General features: G+C 64.2%; 21 protein-coding genes. 3 read left to right on the top strand and 18 right to left on the bottom strand.

All coding sequences use genetic code 11. From position 1 onward, the window contains the following. Positions 1-25: 25 nt before the first annotated feature. Both clpA and clpS read right to left on the bottom strand, forming a co-directional pair. Positions 26-2,332, bottom strand: coding sequence for an ATP-dependent Clp protease ATP-binding subunit ClpA (clpA, locus tag SR858_RS19485; RefSeq protein ID WP_019921883.1), 2,307 nt, complete (start codon positions 2,330-2,332; stop codon positions 26-28). Then, complete coding sequence (clpS, locus tag SR858_RS19490) at positions 2,329-2,631, bottom strand: ATP-dependent Clp protease adapter ClpS (RefSeq protein WP_019921882.1); 303 nt, start codon at positions 2,629-2,631, stop codon at positions 2,329-2,331. Before clpS ends, clpA begins: the two co-directional genes overlap by 4 nt. Before the next feature lie 323 nt (positions 2,632-2,954). Between clpS and cspE the strand changes: the two genes are divergently transcribed. Beyond that, the gene (gene cspE / locus SR858_RS19495) at positions 2,955-3,158 is read left to right on the top strand and encodes a transcription antiterminator/RNA stability regulator CspE (protein WP_019921881.1); all 204 of its coding nucleotides are present in this window, start codon (positions 2,955-2,957) and stop codon (positions 3,156-3,158) included. A gap of 173 nt (positions 3,159-3,331) precedes the next feature. Here cspE and icd read toward each other — a convergent pair whose 3' ends face one another. After that, positions 3,332-4,588 carry an NADP-dependent isocitrate dehydrogenase gene (gene icd, locus SR858_RS19500; RefSeq protein WP_019921880.1) on the bottom strand — a complete coding sequence of 419 codons (1,257 nt, stop codon included), beginning with the start codon at positions 4,586-4,588 and terminating at the stop codon, positions 3,332-3,334. Between the two features lie 163 nt (positions 4,589-4,751). Between icd and SR858_RS19505 the strand changes: the two genes are divergently transcribed. Further along, positions 4,752-5,312, top strand: a complete 561-nt coding sequence (locus SR858_RS19505) for a pseudouridine synthase (RefSeq protein WP_019921879.1) — start codon at positions 4,752-4,754, stop codon at positions 5,310-5,312. Positions 5,313-5,416: 104 nt separating this feature from the next. On the opposite strand, the gene rpsT is transcribed toward SR858_RS19505, so the two are convergent. Further along, positions 5,417-5,689 (bottom strand): 30S ribosomal protein S20, encoded by a 273-nt coding sequence (rpsT, locus tag SR858_RS19510; protein ID WP_019921878.1) that lies wholly within the window; start codon positions 5,687-5,689, stop codon positions 5,417-5,419. 180 nt (positions 5,690-5,869) lie between these two features. Here rpsT and murJ point away from each other — a divergent pair, with 180 nt between their 5' ends. After that, positions 5,870-7,414, top strand: coding sequence for a murein biosynthesis integral membrane protein MurJ (murJ, locus tag SR858_RS19515; protein ID WP_026637291.1), 1,545 nt, complete (start codon positions 5,870-5,872; stop codon positions 7,412-7,414). Positions 7,415-7,693: 279 nt separating this feature from the next. Here murJ and SR858_RS19520 read toward each other — a convergent pair whose 3' ends face one another. The 14 genes from SR858_RS19520 to SR858_RS19585 form a co-directional block, all read right to left on the bottom strand. Beyond that, positions 7,694-8,353: a type II secretion system protein gene (locus SR858_RS19520; protein WP_019921876.1), complete on the bottom strand. Its 660-nt coding sequence runs from the start codon at positions 8,351-8,353 to the stop codon at positions 7,694-7,696. Further along, positions 8,353-8,730: a type II secretion system protein gene (locus SR858_RS19525; RefSeq protein ID WP_040377749.1), complete on the bottom strand. Its 378-nt coding sequence runs from the start codon at positions 8,728-8,730 to the stop codon at positions 8,353-8,355. The genes SR858_RS19520 and SR858_RS19525 overlap by 1 nt, the downstream gene beginning before the upstream one ends. 2 nt (positions 8,731-8,732) lie before the next feature. Continuing rightward, entirely contained in the window at positions 8,733-9,203 is a 471-nt protein-coding gene (locus SR858_RS19530; RefSeq protein WP_019921874.1) for a type II secretion system protein, read from the bottom strand. 16 nt (positions 9,204-9,219) lie between these two features. Then, positions 9,220-11,394: a secretin N-terminal domain-containing protein gene (locus SR858_RS19535; RefSeq protein WP_019921873.1), complete on the bottom strand. Its 2,175-nt coding sequence runs from the start codon at positions 11,392-11,394 to the stop codon at positions 9,220-9,222. After that, entirely contained in the window at positions 11,394-11,957 is a 564-nt protein-coding gene (locus SR858_RS19540; RefSeq protein WP_019921872.1) for a hypothetical protein, read from the bottom strand. Before SR858_RS19540 ends, SR858_RS19535 begins: the two co-directional genes overlap by 1 nt. Then, entirely contained in the window at positions 11,954-12,562 is a 609-nt protein-coding gene (locus tag SR858_RS19545; protein ID WP_019921871.1) for a hypothetical protein, read from the bottom strand. Before SR858_RS19545 ends, SR858_RS19540 begins: the two co-directional genes overlap by 4 nt. Beyond that, on the bottom strand, positions 12,547-13,104 hold the full coding sequence (locus tag SR858_RS19550) for a PilN domain-containing protein (protein ID WP_026637289.1): 558 nt from the start codon (positions 13,102-13,104) through the stop codon (positions 12,547-12,549). The genes SR858_RS19545 and SR858_RS19550 overlap by 16 nt, the downstream gene beginning before the upstream one ends. After that, positions 13,101-13,976 carry a hypothetical protein gene (locus tag SR858_RS19555; RefSeq protein WP_322533786.1) on the bottom strand — a complete coding sequence of 292 codons (876 nt, stop codon included), beginning with the start codon at positions 13,974-13,976 and terminating at the stop codon, positions 13,101-13,103. Before SR858_RS19555 ends, SR858_RS19550 begins: the two co-directional genes overlap by 4 nt. Beyond that, positions 13,969-15,699 (bottom strand): GspE/PulE family protein, encoded by a 1,731-nt coding sequence (locus SR858_RS19560; RefSeq protein ID WP_019921868.1) that lies wholly within the window; start codon positions 15,697-15,699, stop codon positions 13,969-13,971. The genes SR858_RS19555 and SR858_RS19560 overlap by 8 nt, the downstream gene beginning before the upstream one ends. Next, positions 15,696-16,883, bottom strand: a complete 1,188-nt coding sequence (locus tag SR858_RS19565) for a type II secretion system F family protein (RefSeq protein ID WP_019921867.1) — start codon at positions 16,881-16,883, stop codon at positions 15,696-15,698. The genes SR858_RS19560 and SR858_RS19565 overlap by 4 nt, the downstream gene beginning before the upstream one ends. A gap of 56 nt (positions 16,884-16,939) precedes the next feature. Further along, positions 16,940-17,386, bottom strand: a complete 447-nt coding sequence (gene gspG, locus SR858_RS19570; RefSeq protein WP_019921866.1) for a type II secretion system major pseudopilin GspG — start codon at positions 17,384-17,386, stop codon at positions 16,940-16,942. Between the two features lie 135 nt (positions 17,387-17,521). Further along, positions 17,522-18,427 (bottom strand): LuxR C-terminal-related transcriptional regulator, encoded by a 906-nt coding sequence (locus SR858_RS19575; protein WP_019921865.1) that lies wholly within the window; start codon positions 18,425-18,427, stop codon positions 17,522-17,524. Between the two features lie 23 nt (positions 18,428-18,450). Further along, complete coding sequence (locus SR858_RS19580) at positions 18,451-19,182, bottom strand: winged helix-turn-helix domain-containing protein (protein ID WP_019921864.1); 732 nt, start codon at positions 19,180-19,182, stop codon at positions 18,451-18,453. A 116-nt stretch (positions 19,183-19,298) separates the two neighbouring features. Then, on the bottom strand, positions 19,299-19,937 hold the full coding sequence (locus tag SR858_RS19585; protein ID WP_019921863.1) for an NF038129 family PEP-CTERM protein: 639 nt from the start codon (positions 19,935-19,937) through the stop codon (positions 19,299-19,301). Positions 19,938-19,942 lie beyond the last annotated feature (5 nt).

The raw sequence follows: 19,942 nt of genomic DNA on the forward strand, positions 1-19,942 counted from the left end.
CGGGTTTTTCTGCCAGCGTTGACGCTTAGTCCACTTCCACCGTTTCCGGTGGCAGGGTGGGCGCGGCGTCCGGCGGTTCCGGGAACTCCAGCTTGACCACGTCCTTCTCGTCCAGGTCCACGGTGACCTTGCCGCCGGTGACCAGGCGGCCGAACAGCAGTTCGTCAGCCAGCGCCTTGCGGATCATGTCCTGGATCAGGCGCGCCATCGGGCGCGCGCCCATCAGCGGATCGAAGCCTTTCTTGCCGAGGAACTTGCGCAGCTTCTCGGTGAAGATCGCTTCGACCTTTTTCTCGTGCAGCTGCTCTTCCAGCTGCATCAGGAACTTGTCGACCACGCGCAGGATGATTTCCTCGTCCAGCGCACGGAAGCTGATGATCGCGTCGATACGGTTGCGGAACTCCGGCGTGAACATGCGCTTGATGTCGCCCATCTCGTCGCCAGCCTGCTTGGAGTTGGTGAAGCCGATGGTGGCCTTCTGCAAACTCTCGGCGCCCGCATTGGTGGTCATGATGATGATCACGTTGCGGAAGTCCGCCTTGCGGCCGTTGTTATCGGTCAGCGTGCCATGGTCCATCACCTGCAGCAGGATGTTGAAAATGTCCGGGTGGGCTTTTTCAATTTCGTCCAACAGCAGCACCGCGTGCGGCTTCTTGGTGATGGCTTCGGTCAGCAAACCGCCCTGGTCGAAACCGACGTAGCCCGGCGGCGCGCCGATCATGCGCGACACCGCGTGACGCTCCATGTACTCGGACATGTCGAAGCGGATCAGGTCGATGCCGAGGATGAACGCCAACTGCTTGGCCACCTCGGTTTTACCCACGCCGGTCGGACCGGAGAACAGGAACGAACCGATCGGCTTGTCGGACTTGCCGAGACCGGCGCGCGCCATCTTGATGGCCGACGCCAGCGCTTCGATCGCAGGATCCTGGCCGAACACCACGTTGCGCAGGTCGCGGTCGATGGTTTGCAGCTTGCTGCGGTCGTCCTGGTTGACCGTTTGCGGCGGGATGCGTGCGATCTTGGCAATGATGTCCTCGATCTCGGTCTTGCCGATGGTTTTCTTCTGCTTCGATTTCGGCAGGATGCGTTGCGCCGCACCGGCTTCGTCGATCACGTCAATGGCCTTGTCGGGCAGGTGACGGTCGTTGATGAAGCGCGCTGCCAGTTCGGCCGCCGTGGACAACGCCGACGACGTGTATTTCACGCCATGGTGCTCTTCGAAGCGCGATTTCAGGCCACGCAGAATTTGCACGGTCTGCTCGACGGTCGGCTCGTTGACGTCCACTTTCTGGAAGCGGCGCGACAACGCGTGGTCTTTTTCGAACACGCCGCGGAACTCGGTGTAGGTGGTCGCACCGATGCACTTGAGCTGACCATTGGCCAACGCCGGCTTGAGCAGGTTCGATGCATCGAGCGTACCGCCCGAAGCCGAACCGGCGCCGATGATGGTGTGGATCTCGTCGATGAACAGGATGCCGGCCGGGTTGTCCTTGAGCTGCTTGAGGACAGCCTTGAGGCGCTGTTCGAAGTCGCCGCGATACTTGGTGCCGGCCAGCAGCGCGCCCATGTCCAGCGAGTAGACCACGGCGTTTTGCAGGATTTCAGGCACGTCGCCCTGGGTGATGCGGTAGGCCAGGCCTTCGGCAATCGCGGTCTTGCCCACGCCGGCTTCGCCGACCAGCAGCGGATTGTTCTTGCGGCGGCGGCACAGGATCTGGATCACGCGATCGACTTCCTCGTCGCGGCCGATCAGCGGATCGATCTTGCCTTCGGCAGCGAACTTGTTGAGGTTTTGCGTGAACTGGTCGAGCGGGCTTTCCTTCGGCTGGCCCTCGGCGCCCGGGGCGCCCTCTTCCACGCCTTCGGACGCCTTGGCGGCATCCGATTGCTGGTCCTTGCGCACACCGTGCGAAATGAAATTGACCACGTCGAGACGGGTCACGCCCTGCTGGTGCAGGTAATAGACCGCGTGCGAGTCCTTCTCGCCGAAGATGGCGACCAGCACATTGGCGCCGGTGACTTCCTTTTTGCCGTTCGAGGCGGACTGCACGTGCATGATGGCACGCTGGATGACACGCTGGAAACCGAGCGTAGGCTGGGTATCGACTTCACCGGTGCCGGGCACCGTCGGCGTGTTATCGCCGATGAAGTTGGTCAAGGTCTTGCGCAGATCCTCGATGTTGACGGCACATGCGCGCAACACTTCGGCAGCCGAGGGGTTGTCCAGCAGAGCGAGCAGCAAGTGCTCCACCGTGATGAATTCGTGCCGTGCCTGTCGTGCTTCGACAAACGCCATGTGCAAACTTACTTCCAATTCCTGCGCAATCATACTTCCTCCATCACGCATTGCAGGGGATGCCCCGCCTTGCGTGCGTGCGTTAAAACGAACTCCACTTTGGTACTGGCTATATCTTTTGAGAACACGCCGCACACTCCTTTGCCGTAGCGATGAACACTGAGCATTATTTGCGTGGCTGTTTCACGGTCTTTGTTGAAATACTCCTGGATGATGGCAACGACGAACTCCATCGGCGTGTAGTCGTCATTTAGCAGCGCCACCTGGAACAACGGTGGGGGTTTCAGCGCTTGCCGCTCCAGTAGGGTTTCGGTGTCATGCTTGGTTGCCATACGCTTATATTCTAATGCTTTCGGGGTTGATGCAATGTGCATTTCACCATGCACAACTAATTGTTTTCCATCTTACGCGTTTTCCTGACTTGCCGCAGATGGCGTCCGGTTTGTCAATTACAAGAGTTGCTTTTCAACCAATTCGATTAAAAGTAGCAAAATGCCCATAAATCTGCTTGACTTTCAAATTTGGTCCGCTAACAATGCGTTATCGGCTCCGTGCAGAAATGTACATGTTGATAAGAAGTGAGGCGTGAGGAGGGGCAAGAAGCATCTTGCTTTTATGGCTCGTGTGATCAGTTTTAATTTTGAAAGTTCTTTTTATGGCAACAGGTACTGTTAAGTGGTTCAATGATTCCAAAGGTTTTGGCTTCATCACTCCAGATGACGGCGGCGAAGATTTGTTCGCGCACTTCTCCGCAATCAACATGAACGGTTTTAAGACCCTCAAAGAAGGTCAAAAAGTTCAATTCGAAGTCACGCAAGGCCCTAAAGGCAAGCAAGCTTCCAACATCCAGTCCACGTAATTTGGTGGCATCGATGTACAAAAACCCCGTCTGCGGGGTTTTTTTTCGCCCGTACGGTTGGGTTCGACCGAGGCGAAGTGTTGTACCGATCCTACGCGGCGCAATTGCTCCCCCGAATGAAAAAAGCTCCGCCCTGCGCAGGAACGGAGCTTTGACAGTGGATGATCCCCTGCTTATTCCATGTTCTCGACCATCACCTCGCCAAAGCCCGAGCACGACACCTGGGTGGCGCCGTCCATCAGGCGGGCGAAATCGTAGGTGACTTTTTTCGAGATGATCGAGCGCTCCATGGCCTTGATGACCAGGTTGGCCGCCTCGGTCCAGCCCATGTGGCGCAACATCATTTCGGCCGACAGGATCAGCGAACCGGGGTTGACGTAATCCTTGCCCGCGTACTTGGGCGCGGTGCCGTGGGTGGCTTCGAACATGGCCACCGAGTCGGACATATTGGCGCCCGGAGCGATGCCGATGCCGCCCACCTGGGCCGCCAGCGCGTCGGAGATGTAGTCGCCGTTCAGGTTCAGGGTGGCAATCACGCTGTACTCGGCCGGACGCAGCAGAATTTGTTGCAAGAATGCATCAGCGATCGAATCCTTGATGACGATGTCGCGGCCGGTCTTCGGGTTCTTGAATTTGCACCACGGGCCGCCGTCGATCAGCTCGGCGCCGAATTCCTCGACCGCCACCTGGTAGGCCCAGTCCCGGAAGCCACCCTCGGTGTATTTCATGATGTTGCCCTTGTGGACGATGGTCACCGAAGGCTTGTCGTTGTCGATGGCGTACTGCAACGCCTTGCGTACCAGGCGCTGCGTGCCCTCGATCGAGACCGGCTTGACGCCGATGCCCGAGGTTTCCGGGAAGCGGATCTTTTTCACGCCCATTTCCCTGACCAGGAAGTCGATCAGTTTTTTCGCGCCTTCCGACCCCTGCTCGTACTCGATGCCGGCATAGATGTCTTCGGAGTTTTCACGGAAGATCACCATCTGGGTTTTTTCCGGCTCCTTGACCGGCGACGGCACGCCGGGGAAGTAGCGCACCGGGCGCAGGCACACGTACAGGTCCAGTTGCTGGCGCAGCGCCACGTTGAGCGAGCGGATGCCGCCGCCCACCGGCGTGGTCAGCGGGCCCTTGATCGACACCACGTAGTCCTTGAGCACGGCCAGGGTTTCTTCGGGCAGCCAGACGTCGGGGCCATACACGCGGGTCGATTTTTCGCCCGAGTAGATTTCCATCCAGTGGATCTTGCGGGAGCCGCCGTACGCCTTGGCGACAGCGGCATCGACCACCTTGATCATCACCGGCGTGACGTCGATGCCGGTACCATCGCCCTCGATGAAGGGGATGATCGGATTATCTGGCACATTCAGGGAAAAATCGGCGTTGACGGTGATTTTCTGGCCGTCGGCAGGGACATTGATATGTTGGTACATCGCGTACTCCTAAATGGGCACCAGGGGACACCGGGCAAACAGCTACAATGCTGCTCCAGGATCAAGAAGCCAACTACTCTTCTATAAGACATAAGACACTGTTTCGCATTATGCACGACTATCATGCGAGGCGCTAGCCTACACCAATCCCACCCTCTACAGCATGGCCCTCATACTTTTTAACAAACCGTTCCAGGTCCTGTGCCAGTTCTCGCCGCAGGACGGCAAGGCCACCCTGGCCGACCATCTGGCCATTCCCAACATCTACCCCGCCGGCCGCCTCGACTACGACAGCGAAGGCCTGATGCTGCTCACTGACGACGGCAAGCTGCAGCACGCCATCGCCCACCCCGACCACAAGGAAGCCAAGGTGTACCTGGTGCAGGTGGACGGCGTGCCCGACGCGGCCAGCCTGGCCAGGCTGCAGGCGCCGATCGAGCTCGGCGACTTCACCACCCTGCCCTGCCAGGCCGTGCGCATCGCCGAACCCGAATGGCTGTGGCCCCGCAATCCGCCGATCCGCCAGCGCGCCGAACAGCCCACCAGCTGGCTGGCGATCACGTTACAGGAAGGGAAGAACCGCCAGGTCCGGCGCATGACGGCAGCGGTAGGTTTGCCGACCTTGCGGCTGCTGCGCACCGCCATTGGCGGCATCTCGTTGGCCACCCATCCGCTGCTGCCGGGCGAGTGGATGGAAGTGTCTTCGAAGGATCTCAAGCCCTAGGAACCAGCTCCGGCCGCCGGCCGGAGCATAACCCGCTGCCAATGCGAAAAAACCCGCGCTGGCCGAAGCCAGGCGGGTTTTTGCTGCTATTCCCGAAGGGGGAATTAAGCGGCGGTTGCCAGTGCCTTGACAGCAGCGGCCAGGCGGCTCTTGTGGCGAGCGGCCTTGTTTTTGTGGATGATCTTCTTGTCAGCGATGCTGTCGATGGTCGACACCGACTTCTGGAAGATTTCAGCAGCAGCGGCTTTGTCGCCAGCCTGGATTGCTTTACGAACTGCTTTGATTGCAGTGCGCAGGGTCGAACGCTGCGACGAGTTGTGCGCGTTTTGTTTAACTGCTTGACGAGCACGTTTGCGCGCTTGTGCGGTATTTGCCATGGAATTTCCTAAAATAAAGGTAGTTTGCAAACATTATCGTTTGCCAAACAGGTCGTTCGTGTGCCGAACCAAGTGAGTCAAACTGCTGCCTGCCAAACAATTATTGTCTGCATAACAGAATTCTGTACAGCCAGCGATTATAGCGATCTTTTCCGCCCGGAGCAACTATAATCATGCCCCATGAACTTGCTCAGAACCCTCGCCGCCATCTCCAGCATGACCATGCTGTCCCGTATCACCGGGTTGTTGCGTGACATTTTAATTGCCCGCGCCTTTGGCGCCGGCGGCATGACGGATGCCTACAACATCGCGTTCCGCCTGCCCAACCTGCTGCGCCGGCTGTTTGCCGAGGGCGCGTTCTCGCAGGCGTTCGTGCCCATTTTATCCGAATACAAGAACAAGAAAACGCTGGAAGAAACCCGTTCGCTGGCCGACCACGTGGGCACCACGCTGGTGTGGGCCACGCTGGTGGTCACAATCATCGGCATCATCGCCGCGCCCGCGCTGCTGCTCGCTGTCGGCGGCGGCCTCGCCCCCGAGTCGTTCGACGCCGGCGTGTGGATGACGCGCCTGATGTTCCCCTACATCTCGTTCATGGCCTTCGTGGCGCTCGCTGGCGGCATCCTCAATACCTGGAGCGAGTTCAAGATTCCGGCGTTTACCCCGGTGCTGCTGAATATCTCGTCGATCCTGGCATCGCTGTTTTTGCAACAACACCTGGAACAGCCGATCTACGCGATGGCGATCGCCGTGTTCGTGGGCGGCGTGCTGCAGGTGGCGATCCAGATTCCGGCGCTGATCAAGATCGGCATGTTGCCACGGCTGTCGTGGAATCCGGCCATCGGCCTGCGCGACGCCGGCGTGCGCCGCGTATTAAAAAAAATGGGACCGGCCGTGTTTGCAGTGTCTGCCGCCCAGATCAGCCTGTTGATCAATACCGGCATCGCCTCGCGCCTGGCCGAGGGCAGCATCTCGTTCCTGACCTATGCCGACCGCCTGATGGAATTCCCCACCGCGCTGCTGGGCGTGGCGCTGGGCACCATCCTGCTGCCGAGCCTGTCGAAAGCCAACAATAGCGGCGACCGCGAAGAGTACTCGTCGCTACTCGACTGGGGCCTGCGCCTGACCTTCCTGCTGGCCATGCCGGCCGCCGTCGGCCTGGCCACGCTGGCCGAACCGCTGATCGCCACCCTGTTCCAGAACGGTGCCTTTACCGCCGCCGCCACGCAAGCCTCGTCCGAACCGCTGATCGCCTACAGCGTGGGCCTGCTCGGCATCATCCTGGTCAAGACCCTCGCGCCGGCCTTTTATGCGCAGCAGGACATCCGCACGCCGGTGCGCATCGCCATCGGCGTACTGGTCGCCACCCAGTTGATGAACATGATCTTCGTGCCGTACCTGGCGGTGGCCGGCCTGGCGCTGTCGATCAGTCTGGGCGCCTGCGTGAACGCCAGCTTCTTGTATATCGGCCTGCGCAAGCGCGACATCTACCGGCCCAAGCCAGGCTGGCCGCTGTTTTTTGCCAAGCTGGTGATCGCCTGTGCGCTGATGGGCGCCACGGCCTGGTACGGCGCCAGCCACGTCAACTGGCTGGCCATGCAGCACCAGCCCCTGCTGCGCGTGGGAGCGCTGTTCCTGGTGATCGGCGTGTGCTGCGTGGTGTACTTTGGCGCGCTGCTGGTACTGGGATTCCGGCCGCGCGACTTCAAGCGCATGGCGCGCTGACCTCGCGCACCAGGTTTCCGTGCCGTGCAATCAAGCTCCGCATGCGCTGAGCGCGGCCGGTGCGGGCGACGTTTTAGTCTGGCAAAACCAGCCGCCCGCATGACCTGACGGCATTGGCATCAGGTCGCGGTGGACTGCGCTGCCTCGTTCCCAATGCCACCAAGTTAAGAGCCGTCATTCCCGCGAAAGCGGGAATCTATGCTGAGCTCATGACCACGCTTCCTGTGGATTCCCGCCTGCGCGGGAATGACGAATCATCAGTTTGCTGTCGGGAAAGGCTTAACTTGGCGGCATTACCGCCTCGTTCCGGGGTTCAGGTTCGGACGCAGGCTCGGGTTCGGGCTCGGGTTCGGCCGGCGGCCGGGCGGGCGGCAATTCCGGCAACGGCTGCGGCAGCGCGGCGCCGGGCGGTGCATCTGCCGGCGCGGCGCCGGTATTGGCGCCTTGCGTGCCCGGCGTGCCGGGGCCGCTGGCCACGAAACGCCACTCCGAAATCTTGCGCTTGCCCGCCAGGCTCTGGAAGCGCGCCGGGAAATTGCCGATTTTGACCGGCCGCGCATCCGACAGGCTGTACACCGCCATCACGCCGGTTGTCCCGCCCAGGTACACGATGCCCCACTCTGCCTTGCCCGTCATCGGATCGACAAAGATCTTGCGCAAGTGGCGGCGCGGCGTGGGAAAACGCGGGTCGCGCAGCAGTTCCTTGAGCGACGGCGGTTGCGGCGGCTGGCCGGCCGGCGTGGCGTCGGCATAGCTTTGCAGCGCATCGCTGAAGGCGCCGCCAATGACCAGCAGTTGCTGCTCGGCGCGGCTGCGCTGGACCGTGGCGCCCAGCTTGAGCGACGCGGCGGCCACCAGCCCGATGATCGCTACCACGATGATCACGCTCAGGTAGGTAAAACCGCCTTCCCGGCGTGGATGTGCTGGCCGGCCGCGCATCACCAGTCGGCGTAAGGCTTGCCGCTGCGGTCATTGCCCGGCGCCCCGCTCCTGATGTCGTACACATTGCCCTTCAGGCCATCCTCGGGCGGCACGATGATCCAGGTACTGTCGCTATCGGTGATCGGATCGCGCGGCAGCGCACGCAGGTATTTTTTCTCCACCAGCTGGTCCAGCGAATCGGGATAGCGGCCCGTGTCACCGTAATATTGGTCGATCAGCCCGCGCAGGTTGCGCAGGTTATCGGCCAGTACCACCTCCCTCGATTTGTCCACGCTGGGGAAGTAGCGCGGCACGGCCAGCGTGAGCATCAGCGCGACGATGCCCAGCACCACCAGCAGTTCGATCAGTGTGAAGCCCCTGGCCGTTTTTTTCATGATCACCACTTTTTGTAGGGCACGCCGTTCAGGCCCGCTTTCTCGCTCAGGCTGTAGACGTCGTAGACATCGTCGCCCTCGCGCGGATCGTCGGCTTCGCTGGCGTAGCTGCGCTTGCCCCAGGTTTGCGCATCGGTCAGCGCCGCATCGGGATTGAACGGATCGCGCGGCACCCGGCGCAGGAAGTAAATCTTGGCCTGCTTGGGGTTCTGGATGTCAGGCACGCCCTCGACCAACACGTCGAGGCGGCCCGGGTAGCCGGTGGACGTCACGCTGCGCGTCACCCGCCCCTGGTCGTAAGCCAGCTTGTACGCGTCGATGGCGCTGCGGATCTGTTGCAGCGCCTCGCGCAAGTCCTGCTCCTGGCGCCGCTGCACCACCACTTGCGCGGTCGGAATCACCAGTGCGCCCAGCAGGCCGACAATGGCCAGCGTCACCAGCAGTTCGATCAGGGTAAAGCCGCGCGCGCGCATCGTTGTCAGGTCCCGGTCATTGCAGCGGGCGGGGCTGGCCCGACGCCGGCGGCAACGGCGCGGGCTGGCCGCGCGACAGCGGCACATCTTGCACCGGCGGCGGTACCGAGGGGATCGGTGATTCTTCCACCGGCGCTGCTGGCGCAGGCGTAGCTGGCGGTGCAGGTTCGGCCGGCGGCGCGGCCTGCTCCGCCGGCTGACCCGATTGTGGCGGCTGCTGTTGCTGCTGCAATTGCTGTTGCTGCTGCATTTGCTGGAACTGCTGCTGTTGCAGTTGCTGCGGCGACGGACCGGAAGGCTGCGACGGCGACAACGTCACCGGCGCGGTTTGCGCAGGCGGCGCCAGTTCGACCACCGCGCCCACGCCCGGCCGTGGCTGGGCGCCCGGTAGCGCCGGCATTTGCACGGCGGGACGCGCGCTCAGGTCGGGGCGGCGGCGGAAGCTGGCGTCGGTGCCGGCCGAGAATTCCGAGGCGGAGGCCTCGGGCCGCTGCACGTTGCGGATCAGGCGCGGCGTGATCGACAGCACGATCTCAGTCTTCTGGTTGTCGTCGCGCTGGGTGCCGAACAGGCGGCCCAGGATCGGCAAATCACCGGCGCCGGGAATCTTGTTGCCGGTGCCGCGCTGCTCGTTGTTGATCAGGCCCGCGAGCACCTGGTTCTCGCCATCCTTCAGTTGCAAGGTGGTGCTGGCCTGGCGCGTGCCCAGCTGGTACGCGGTGCTGCCATTTTTGGTCGTCAAGGTGCTGACCAGGTTGCTCACTTCCAGCTCCACCTTGATGGCAATTTCGTCGTTCAGGTAAATGGTCGGCTCCACCGCCAGTTTGAGGCCTACATCGACATAGGTCACGCTCTCGCTGGCAAAGCCACCCACGCCGCCCGACACGGTGGGCGTGACCACCGGCAGCTTGTCGCCGATGACGATATTCGCCTTTTGCTTGTTGCGTACGCGGATGCGCGGATTGGCCAGCAGGTTGGAGTCGGTGTCGGTCTTGTTGATGTTGATGGCGCCGCTGATCCCGGACAGCAGGATGCGGTCCGAGTTCAGGTTGCGCAACTCGTTGACCGTCAGATCGCCGGCAAGGTCGGTCAGCGGGTTGATGCCGATGCTGGTCGGCCACTGCACGCCGAGGTTCATCAGCGTGCTGCGTTTGACCTCCAGGATTTCCACTTCCAGCATCACTTCCGCTTCGGGCATGTCCTGGGTGGCGATCACGCGCTCGGCCAGGCGGATCGCCTCCGGGTTGTCGCGCACGATCAGCAGGTTGAGCTTTTCATCGACCACCACGTCGCGCGTCTTGAGGATGGTCTTGAGGGTGTTGGCCACCATCTTGGCGTCGGCGTTGGCCAGGTAGAAGGTCTTGACCGTCATCTCCTGGTATTCCTTCTGCTTGGCGGCCGTATTCGGATAAATCAGTACCGTGTTGGCGTCCATCACCTGCTGCTCGAGCTGGTTGGTCAGCAGCAGGAAATAGATCGCCGCCTCGACGGTGCTGTTACGCAGCAGGACCGTGGTGCGCTGGTCGGTCTTGACGTCCTTGTCGAACACGAAGTTCAGGTTGGAGCGGCGCGAGATCACCTCGAACACCTGCTTCAGCGGTGCATCGCGGAACTCGATGGTGATCGGCTGCTTGTATGCTTTTGCCAGACCGGTTTCGACGGCGGACGGCGCGGTCTTTTCCGTCACCTCGCGCAGCAACTGGCGCGCGGGCTCGTTGGACGGCGTCTCGGTCAGCAGTGCATTGAGGCGCTGTTTGGCCAGGTCGTATTCGCCCCTGGCCACATGCTCGCGCGCGATCGCCAGCAGCTTGGCCTGGCGGGCGTTGCGCTCGAGCGTGCGCAAGCCGGCGCGGGCGCGCTCGTTGGCCGGATCGAGCGCCAGGGCGCGGCGCCAGCCCTGCTCGGCCAGCTCGGGCTGGCCGTCGGCCAACTGGCGTTCGGCCGCGCGGATAAAACCCTGCGCCGCGCGGTCGCGCGCCTGCACGTACGCGGCGCGGTATTCGGCGTTGGTCGGCTCGGCCTTGAGCGCTTCCTGGTACTTGAGCAAACCTGCCTCCACCTGGTCCTGCGCCATCAGCGTATTGCCGTCGCGGTAGGCCATCTGGCCGGCGCAGCCGCCCAGCGCCAGCACCAGGGCCAGCAGCGGCGGCAACGCAAATTGCCGGCCGGTTTTTTTTACATGGCTCGCCATTAGTCTATTGCTCCAATATTTATCTGTTGCACCTGGTTCAATGGCAGGTAAGTCACGGTGAGCAGCGGCGGCGCGATGCGGTCGACGCGCCAGGCACCCTCGATCACGCTGTGGTTGCGGGCGATATAGGTCTTGTCGCCGCGCGCCAGGTACACCTCCCAGGCGCCATCCTGCACGGCCTTGCCGAAATAGTTGAATGGCACCGGCGGCGCCATCGGCGGTGGCGCCGGTGCGTTGGCGGCCGCGCGCTCGGCGGCCGTGGGCTGCTGCTGTTGCTGCGGCGGATTCCAGTTCTGGCCTAGGAACACGCCCTCCCCGGCGCCGAAGGTGGCGTCACCCGCTGCGCCCACCAGCTGCGCGCGCGGCACCAGGCGCGCGATGGCCACGTCGGGCCTGGCCCCGGCCCCGGCACGGTCGCGCACACGGTCCGATACTGCGATGGCAGGCGCGCCACGGCGCACCACCGGTTCGACGATCTCGCCGGCCGGCGTGCGGTCGCCGAACAGCACCAGCGCGGCAGCGCCGGCCAGGGCCAGTCCCATCACGATGTGGTACGGCTTCATGGCGCATCCTTGAGGTAGAACGTGAAGCGCAAGCGCGCCTCCACCACCGGATCGGCAATGGTCTCGCGGCGGAAGCTCACCTCGTCGAGCGCGGCAAACGGCATGTCGCGCAAGCCGTTCATGGCGAACTGCCATAGCGGCTGGTAGCCGCCCTTGACGGGCAGGGTGACCTGGTACGTGCTCACCCGGCGGGCCTTGTCGTAGCTGGATTTATATTCGCCCTGGTTCAGCGCCAGGCCTGCTTTGGCGGCCAGGTCGAACAGGGTGCGCACCTGCTGTTCGGCGTGGCGTTTTTCGCCCAGCGTGGCATAGAAGTCGGCCAGGTTCTGGTTGGCCGACGGCGGCGGCACCGCCGGCTGCTGCGCCAGCAGCGAGGCTGGCGTGGGCAGCGGTTGCGCCATCAGCCGCGCATGGGCGGCGCGCTGCGGCAGCAGCCAGGCCCAGGCTGCCACCCCGGCCACGCACAGCGCCGCCGCCACGCAGGCCGGCGCACCCACGCGCGCCACCGCCAGCCGCGCCCGCAGGATCAATGCCTGCACGCGGGCTGCATCGACGGCGCCGGTGCCCGTACCTGCGCCGGGGGCGGGCTTCACCGATTGACCCATGTGGCCTCCAGTTGAAAGCGCAACGGCCGATGCGGGTCGGTCTCCTGCACGTCGTGCCGCGTGAGGGCCACTGCGCTGAAAGCTTCCTGCTGCTTGAGTTGCGAGACGTAATCCACCATGTCGTCGCTCGATGCCGCTTCGGCGGTAATCTTGAGCACCTGCTTGCGCGCGTCGGGCTCCAGCGCGATCAGCGCGATGGCCGGTGGCGTGGCCGACGCCACGGCGTCCTGCAACTCGCGCCACGGCAGGTTCAGTTGGGCGATGGCGCCGTTGACGAATGCAGCCTCCGCTTCGGGAATGTCCACCATGGCCACCTGCGCCGGCCGCGCCGACATGGCCGCCGCCCGCTCCTGCACGTGTTGCAGCTGCTGCGCGCGGTCGCGCCGTTCGTCGGCCAGCCGGGTGGCGGACAGCACCGCGCCCGTGCACAGCAGCACGCCCAATGCGCCCACCGCCAGCAGCGCCGGATGGGCGTGGAACAGCGTGCGGCGCAGGCTGCGCGGCGCGAAGTCGATGCGCATGGCCCGTGATCTCTTGGTCATCGTGCGCCTCCCCAGGCCAGTTGCGCCACCGGCGAAAAGCCCGCGTACACCGCCTTCCGTGCGTGGTCGAGCGCCTCGCAGCGGACCGGCGCTGCGGCCGTGCCAGCAGAATTGGCCACCCCGGCCGCGCGCAGCCAGGCTGCCGGCACCGCGCCACAGGCCTGCAACAGCGCTGGCGGCGGCAGGTCGAGCAGCAACGCCTCGCGCTGCAAGGTCTGGGTGAGCCAGGCCTGGTCGGCGCCGGGCGGCACCGGCAGTACCCTCAGTGCGCGCACGCCGTCAGCGGCGACCGGGGCCAGCGTCATCAGGCCGTCGTGCACCAGCGCATACCAGGCGCCGGCTTTGAGGCCGCCGTGCCAGCGGTTCCAGGCGCTGATAAAATGCGGCTCCACGCCGACGACAGCCAACCGGAATTCTTCGGCCACCAGCGTGAGCGACGCCAGCAAGGCGCGCGGCACGGCAGCGGCAAAGAACGGCTGCACCGCGCTCCAGTCGGCGCCGATCTGCCAGGCCGCCGGCGGCTCGCCGTACAGCGACTGGAAGCGCAGGCCGGCGGCAGCTTGCAAGTCGTCAAGCCGGGTGGCGCCCTGCGGTGGCGTCACCCGCCACAGGCGCGCCAGTTCGTCGGCCAGCACGAATGCCGCCGGCCAGCGTTCCACGCCCTGCTCGTTCAACAAGGTGCGCAAGGCGTTGGCGATGGCGTCGAACGGGTGCGCGGACGACGCGGCAATGGTGTGCTCGGCCAGCACCGTGACCGGCGCACCTCGCCAGCGGCTCACGCGCAGCAGGCCCACCGCGTGCGGCGCGATGCCGATGCGCAGCGATTGTCCGAGATGCAGCGATTGTCCGATGGCCATTGTCATGTTACGCATGCAGGGTCACCCGCTTGATCTCGGTGAGCGTGGTGCCGCCGCGCTTGACCAGTTCCAGCGCGGCCAGTCGCAGGCTGCGGGTGCCGTTGGCGTGGGCGGCCTGCTTGATCTGGCGGATCGGCCGCTTGTCGACGATCAGCTCGCGGATTTCGTCGTTGAGGGTGAGGATCTCGGCGATCGAACGGCGGCCCTTGTAGCCGGTACCGCGGCAGTCGCCGCACCCTTTGCCCTGCATGAACAGGTAGTCCTGCGCTTCGGCGCGGGTCAGGCCCACGCTGGCCAGTTCGGCGTCGTCCGGCGTGTACTGCGCGGCGCAGTGCGGGCAGTTGATGCGCACCAGGCGCTGGGCCCAGATGCCGTTCAAGGCCGAAACGAACGCGTACGGATCGATGCCCATGTGGGTAAAGCGGCCGAACACGTCGAACACATTATTGGCGTGCACGGTGGTGAGCACCAGGTGGCCGGTCAACGCCGACTGCACGGCGATTTCCGCCGTTTCGCGGTCGCGGATTTCGCCGACCATGATCTTGTCAGGGTCGTGGCGCAGGATCGAGCGCAGGCCCTTGGCAAACGTCAGGCCCTTCTTTTCGTTGACCGGGATTTGCAGGATGCCGGGCAGCTGGTATTCCACCGGGTCTTCGATGGTGATGATTTTTTCGCGGCCGTTGTGGATCTCGGTGAGCGCGGCGTACAAGGTGGTGGTCTTGCCGGAGCCGGTAGGCCCGGTCACCAGCAGCATGCCGTAAGCCTCCTGCGCCAGCACGCGCAGGGTGGCCAGCGACGGCGCATCGAAGCCGAGGGCTTCGAGCGTGAGCGAGCCATAGGCTTCGATCATGGCGCGCTTGTCGAGGATACGGATCACCGCGTCCTCGCCGTGGATGCTGGGCATGATGGACACGCGCAGGTCGATCTCGCGGCCGCCCGCCTCCACCCGGAAGCTGCCATCCTGCGGCACGCGGCGCTCGGCGATATCGAGTTCGGCCAGCACTTTCAGGCGCGAGATGATTTGCTCCGCTACCTCGATACCGTTGACGGCGGTGGCGTGATCGAGCACGCCATCGACGCGGTACTTCACGGCCAGGCCGCCAGCTGTGCTTTCCAGGTGAATGTCAGACGCGCCGGCCTTGAGCGCATCGTACAGCGTGGAGTTGACCAGCCGCACGGCGGGACTGGCCGCTTCCGACACCGACGCGAACGACAGCACGGCGGCGGTCTTGCCGTCGCGCCGCCCTTCGCTGGCGCCGGGCAGCAGGTTGTCGGTGGCGCGCGCCGACTCCTCCTGCTTGGACAAATAGGCCTGGATGTCGGCCCGCAGCGCCAGCCGCATCGGCAGCGGCGCGTGCGGCGTGGCGCGCGCCTGCGTCGATAACCATGTTTGCAGGTCGAGGTCGAACGGGTCGGCGATTACCGCCAGCAGCTGGCCCGCATGTTCCCCTGCCTGCGCCGGCAGCGTGCGCAGCAGCACGCAGTGGCGCGCCATCGCCTGCGACAGCGGCAGCAGATCGAAGGCCGGCGCGCAGGCCAGCATGTCGGCCGTCTCCAGCACCGGCATGGCGAACGGCTGCGCCAGCGCCTGCACCAGCTGGCGCGGCTCCAGCCCGGCCAAGCCTTCGAGCTCCTCGACCAGTGTGCGCTTCGATTGTGCGCGCAAGTGGCGAGCGCGCGCCAGCAGCGCGGCATCGATCACGGGCGCCATTTCTACAGGCAGCGCGTCGGCGCTCATGACATATCTCCCGCCAGATCGAAGATCGGCATATACAGCAGCACCACGATGGCGCCCACCACCAGGCCGATGCCGGCCATCAGCAACGGTTCGAAGGTACGGGTAAAGCGTTCGATCCAGCGCGTGATCTCGCCGTCGTAGAACGCCGCCGACTGGGTGAGCATCGGGCCCATGTCGCCGGTGCGCTCACCCACGCGCAGCATGCGCAGCGAGATCGGCGTGGTCAGCTGGTGCGCCTCGAAGGCGGCGGACAGCGGCTGGCCCGACTCGATGTCGGCACGCGCCGCCTGCAAGTTCTGGCGCAGCCCGGCCGACACCATGCCCTGCACGGTGTTGATGGCGTGGACGATGGTGATGCCGCCTTCGCTGAGCATGCCGAGCGTGAGGTACAAGCGCGAAAGTTCGTAAATGCGCACCCGCTCGCCGATGGCCGGCAGGCGGCCCAGCAAACGCAGCACGCCGCCGTTGCGCAGCAGCCGCCGCACGCCGAGCACCAGCGCCGTCAGCGCAAAGGCGATCATGCCCAGCAACAGCCCGGTGTGGGCGCCGGCGAACTGGCCCCAGTTGAGCATTTGCTGCGACAGCCACGGCAGGTCGCGCCCGGCGCCCTGGTACACCTCGGCAAAGCGCGGCACCACGTAACCGATCAGGAACAGGCTCACGCCACCGCCAACGAGCAGCAGGATGCACGGGTAGATCGCGGCCGACACCAGTTTGCCGCGCACCAGGTCGATGCGCTGCTGGTAGTCGATGAAACGCGACAACGACCTTGGCAGGTCGGACGTGCCTTCGGCCGCCTTGACGATGCCGATGTACAGCGGCGGGAACAGGTCGGGCTGCTCGGCCAACACGGCGGAAAACCGTTGGCCGTCGCGCAGGCCCGCCAGCAGGCGCTCGAGCACGCTGCGGGTGCCGGGGTTGGCCTCCTTTTCCAGCAGCGCTTCCAGTCCCTCCACGATGCCCAGGCCGGCAGTCAGCAGCGCCAGCAGCTCCTGGCTGAACAGCACCAGCGACAGCACGCTGCGCTTGCCGCCGGCACGCAGTCCCTTGCCGGCCGGCGCGATGGCACTGACAAACAGGCCGCGCGCCTCCACCTGGCGACGCGCATCAGCCTCGTCGCGGCCATCGATGACCAGTTCGGAAATGACCATCTCGGCCGACAAGGTGCGTACGTCAAACTGCATGATGAAGTCGGCTTTCGGTGAAGACTGGGCTATGCGAGACGTTTACTGGGAGACGCTCATTGAGAGACGATATCGGCATCGTCGCCGCTGCCGCCAGGCTGGCCGTCGCGGCCCAGCGAGGTGATCTCGAAATCGGCTTTGGCGCCGGGCGCCTTGTACTGGTAAGCACGGCCCCAGGGATCGGACGGCACCTTGGGCAGGTAGGGGCCGTTCCACTTGGCGCCGGCCGTGGGCGGCGCCACCAGCAGCGCGTTCATGCCCTCTTCCGTGTTTGGATAGCGGCCCACGTCGAGGCGGTAAGTGTCGAGCGCCTTTTCAAATGAACTGATTTGCGCCTTGGCCATCGTCACTTCGGACTTGCCCAATTGCGAGAAATATTTGGGGCCCACGTAGGCCGCCAGCAAACCGATGATCACGATGACTACCAGCAACTCCAGCAAGGTAAAACCGCGCGATTTATTGCTGCCCGCTACCGTCTGCGTGCGCATCTTTACCACATCCATCCAACCACTCCCTTCGTGTTACATGCAACTCTAAAAGTCCTGCTGCGCCATGTGGCTACCACTCGACAAGGCTACCATGCTGTTTGCCGGGAAGACAATCTTTTTCAACGAACACGGCCGCAGATAGTGTGGCACTCACGCCGCAAACGCCAGTTGCCGGGACCAGTGTGGCGGCGGTTGTTCGAACAGCCGCAAGGCAGCGCCGCGCGCTATCGCATGGGTTCGGTTTGAAACGCCCAGCAGGCGGTACAGCCGCTGCAAGTGGTTCTTCACGGTCAGCCCGCTGATGCCGAGGATCTGGCCGATTTCGTCGTTCGTCTTGCCCTCGCGCACCCAGTGCAAAATCTCCACTTCGCGCGCGCTGACCGGCCGGGTCAATACCGTGACGCTGGTGATGGCACAGGCAGCACGCCATTGCGCCAGGTGCTGCACCATCAGGTGCAAGTGCGGCAACAGCAGCGCCAGGAAATACGCATGGCGCGCATGCGGCCGCTGCGGCAAGCCCAGCAACACAAACACGCTGGACCCGCCCGGCAAGCGGCTAGTCGCTTGCAGCGCCAGGTTAGTAAAACCCAATGCGCGCAGCTCAAAACGAAAAGGCGCGACGGATTGCGGGGAGGCGCCATCCCCGGCATCATCACCCGGGAGGACATGAGCGCCTTGGGCGGCACGGGGAGCGTCAGCGACCGGGGAACCGTAGGCGGCATGCGCAGCATCAGCACCATCGGCGCCATCGGCAGCATCGAGCAGCAAAGAGCGGTAACCGTGCTGGCGGCAATGGCGCGCCAGGCGTACCGCCAGCCCCTCGTCGCCGGCCAGGCGATGGCGCAGGCCGGCATCGAGCACCGTGCTGTGCTGGCATTCCATGTGCAGCAACCGGTCCTGGCCGTCGAAGTGCAGCGCCACCAGTACCTGGTGCGGCAACAGCGCCTGCAATGGCCCCTGGGTCCACAGGAAAAACTGCCGCGCATCGTCCACCGGCAGCGCCGCTTCCACCGCGTGCAGCAGGTACTCCTGCTCGCGCTCGCTGAGTATGATCATCGCCGGGGTCATCGATGGCGCGCTCACGCCGCAGCACCGACGAAACGGTAGCCGCTGCCGCGCACGGTCTCGATGCGGCGCTGGTAGCCGGCCGGCTGCAGCGCGCTGCGCAGGCGGCCCACGTGGGTGTCCACCGTGCGCTCTTCCAGGTACACGGCGTTGCCCCAGACCTGGTCGAGCAGTTGTGCACGGCTGTGGATGCGGCCCGGATGACGCATCAGCACGTCGAGCAGCTTGAACTCCACCCGGCCCAGCGCCAGCTCGCGCGCCCCGGCCATCACCCGCAGCGTGTGCGGATCGAGCCGCAGCCCGGCGGTATCCAGAGGGTCGTGTACGCCACTGTGCCAGCCGGCGCTGCGCGGCGCACGACGCAGCAAGGCGTGCACGCGCGCCAGCATTTCGCGTGGACTGAACGGCTTGGTCATGTAGTCGTCGGCGCCGCCCTCGAGCGCCATGATCTTGTCCGCTTCACTGGCGCGCGCGGTCACCATCATCACCGGCAGCGCGCGCGTATGCAGTTGCGTGCGCAGGCGGCGCACCAGCGCAAGTCCGGACAGTCCGGACAGTCCGCGCCGACATTCCGGCAAGGTCCAGTCGAGCAGAATCAGGTCGGGACAGTCGTGTTCGAGCAGCATCAGCGCGCTGGCAGCGTCGGGCGCGCAGCTGACGATGTGGCCGGCCATGCCGAGGTTGAGCGCAATCAGTTGCTGGGTCGCGCGGTCGTTTTCGATAACAAGGATGTGGGCGGCTGGCATGGCATATCCGTGTAAAAATAACACTATGCAATATCCAGCACCCACTGACTAATACGTTTTATTTTTGATATTTATATTATCTTCAAATAAATAACCGCAACTTGGGCGTGCGGGTGTCAGGCGGAGAAGCGGCGCCGGCGCGCCACGCCACCGAGCAGCGCCAGGCCGGCGCCCAGCATCAGCCAGGTCTGCGGCTCCGGCACCGCGCTGACCGACGTGCCGATCTGGTTCGCCAGCGACGAGGCGGTGGCGCCGCCCAGCGACGTCCAGTTCAGCACCACCAGTGCATCGCCGGCTGTGCCCAGCGCCACGGTTTTGCTGCTATCGAACAGCGACACCGCGAATGCCGAACCGAGGCCCGACAGGGACGGATCGAGATCGCCGCTGAAGGTCACCGTAAAACCCACCTTGCCGCCGAAATTGACAGCGTGGAACAGGTCGTTGTAGCCGCTCGCGTCGTCGTTACCGATCACGTAGCCGCCAGCGAGCGAACCGCTGACATTGCCAGCCGTCTCGGCCGTGGTCGGATCGCCAAAGCCGACGAAATTGGTCAGCAGCGCCTGGGCATATGGGGTGCCGCCATTACCGGGGTTGAATTGCAGGTCGATCCAGCCGGTGTTGCCGTTCGCGGTCACCAGCGTACTGGTGTCGAGTTCGATCTGGAACACGGAGGCGGCTGACGCCAGGCTGGTGCAGGCACTCAGTGCCAGGACCAGGGCGGCACGGCGCAGGGAAGTCAGAGCAGGTTTGAACATGGTAA

Origin of the sequence: Duganella zoogloeoides, assembly GCF_034479515.1 — a bacterium.
GTDB lineage: Bacteria > Pseudomonadota > Gammaproteobacteria > Burkholderiales > Burkholderiaceae_D > Rugamonas > Rugamonas zoogloeoides.

What these genes read in the sequence shown, in the direction of transcription:
- SR858_RS19530 (WP_019921874.1), bottom strand. Translation starts at nt 9,203, where the DNA reads ATGCGCGCGCGCGGCTTTACCCTGATCGAACTGCTGGTGACGCTGGCC.
- SR858_RS19550 (WP_026637289.1), bottom strand. Translation starts at nt 13,104, where the DNA reads ATGACCAAGAGATCACGGGCCATGCGCATCGACTTCGCGCCGCGCAGC.
- SR858_RS19520 (WP_019921876.1), bottom strand. Translation starts at nt 8,353, where the DNA reads ATGCGCGGCCGGCCAGCACATCCACGCCGGGAAGGCGGTTTTACCTAC.
- rpsT (WP_019921878.1), bottom strand. Translation starts at nt 5,689, where the DNA reads ATGGCAAATACCGCACAAGCGCGCAAACGTGCTCGTCAAGCAGTTAAA.
- SR858_RS19580 (WP_019921864.1), bottom strand. Translation starts at nt 19,182, where the DNA reads ATGCCAGCCGCCCACATCCTTGTTATCGAAAACGACCGCGCGACCCAG.
- SR858_RS19560 (WP_019921868.1), bottom strand. Translation starts at nt 15,699, where the DNA reads ATGAGCGCCGACGCGCTGCCTGTAGAAATGGCGCCCGTGATCGATGCC.
- gspG (WP_019921866.1), bottom strand. Translation starts at nt 17,386, where the DNA reads ATGGATGTGGTAAAGATGCGCACGCAGACGGTAGCGGGCAGCAATAAA.
- icd (WP_019921880.1), bottom strand. Translation starts at nt 4,588, where the DNA reads ATGTACCAACATATCAATGTCCCTGCCGACGGCCAGAAAATCACCGTC.
- SR858_RS19540 (WP_019921872.1), bottom strand. Translation starts at nt 11,957, where the DNA reads ATGAAGCCGTACCACATCGTGATGGGACTGGCCCTGGCCGGCGCTGCC.
- clpA (WP_019921883.1), bottom strand. Translation starts at nt 2,332, where the DNA reads ATGATTGCGCAGGAATTGGAAGTAAGTTTGCACATGGCGTTTGTCGAA.
- SR858_RS19545 (WP_019921871.1), bottom strand. Translation starts at nt 12,562, where the DNA reads ATGGGTCAATCGGTGAAGCCCGCCCCCGGCGCAGGTACGGGCACCGGC.
- SR858_RS19535 (WP_019921873.1), bottom strand. Translation starts at nt 11,394, where the DNA reads ATGGCGAGCCATGTAAAAAAAACCGGCCGGCAATTTGCGTTGCCGCCG.
- murJ (WP_026637291.1), top strand. Translation starts at nt 5,870, where the DNA reads ATGAACTTGCTCAGAACCCTCGCCGCCATCTCCAGCATGACCATGCTG.
- clpS (WP_019921882.1), bottom strand. Translation starts at nt 2,631, where the DNA reads ATGGCAACCAAGCATGACACCGAAACCCTACTGGAGCGGCAAGCGCTG.
- SR858_RS19575 (WP_019921865.1), bottom strand. Translation starts at nt 18,427, where the DNA reads ATGATCATACTCAGCGAGCGCGAGCAGGAGTACCTGCTGCACGCGGTG.
- SR858_RS19525 (WP_040377749.1), bottom strand. Translation starts at nt 8,730, where the DNA reads ATGAAAAAAACGGCCAGGGGCTTCACACTGATCGAACTGCTGGTGGTG.
- cspE (WP_019921881.1), top strand. Translation starts at nt 2,955, where the DNA reads ATGGCAACAGGTACTGTTAAGTGGTTCAATGATTCCAAAGGTTTTGGC.
- SR858_RS19585 (WP_019921863.1), bottom strand. Translation starts at nt 19,937, where the DNA reads ATGTTCAAACCTGCTCTGACTTCCCTGCGCCGTGCCGCCCTGGTCCTG.
- SR858_RS19505 (WP_019921879.1), top strand. Translation starts at nt 4,752, where the DNA reads ATGGCCCTCATACTTTTTAACAAACCGTTCCAGGTCCTGTGCCAGTTC.
- SR858_RS19555 (WP_322533786.1), bottom strand. Translation starts at nt 13,976, where the DNA reads ATGCGTAACATGACAATGGCCATCGGACAATCGCTGCATCTCGGACAA.
- SR858_RS19565 (WP_019921867.1), bottom strand. Translation starts at nt 16,883, where the DNA reads ATGCAGTTTGACGTACGCACCTTGTCGGCCGAGATGGTCATTTCCGAA.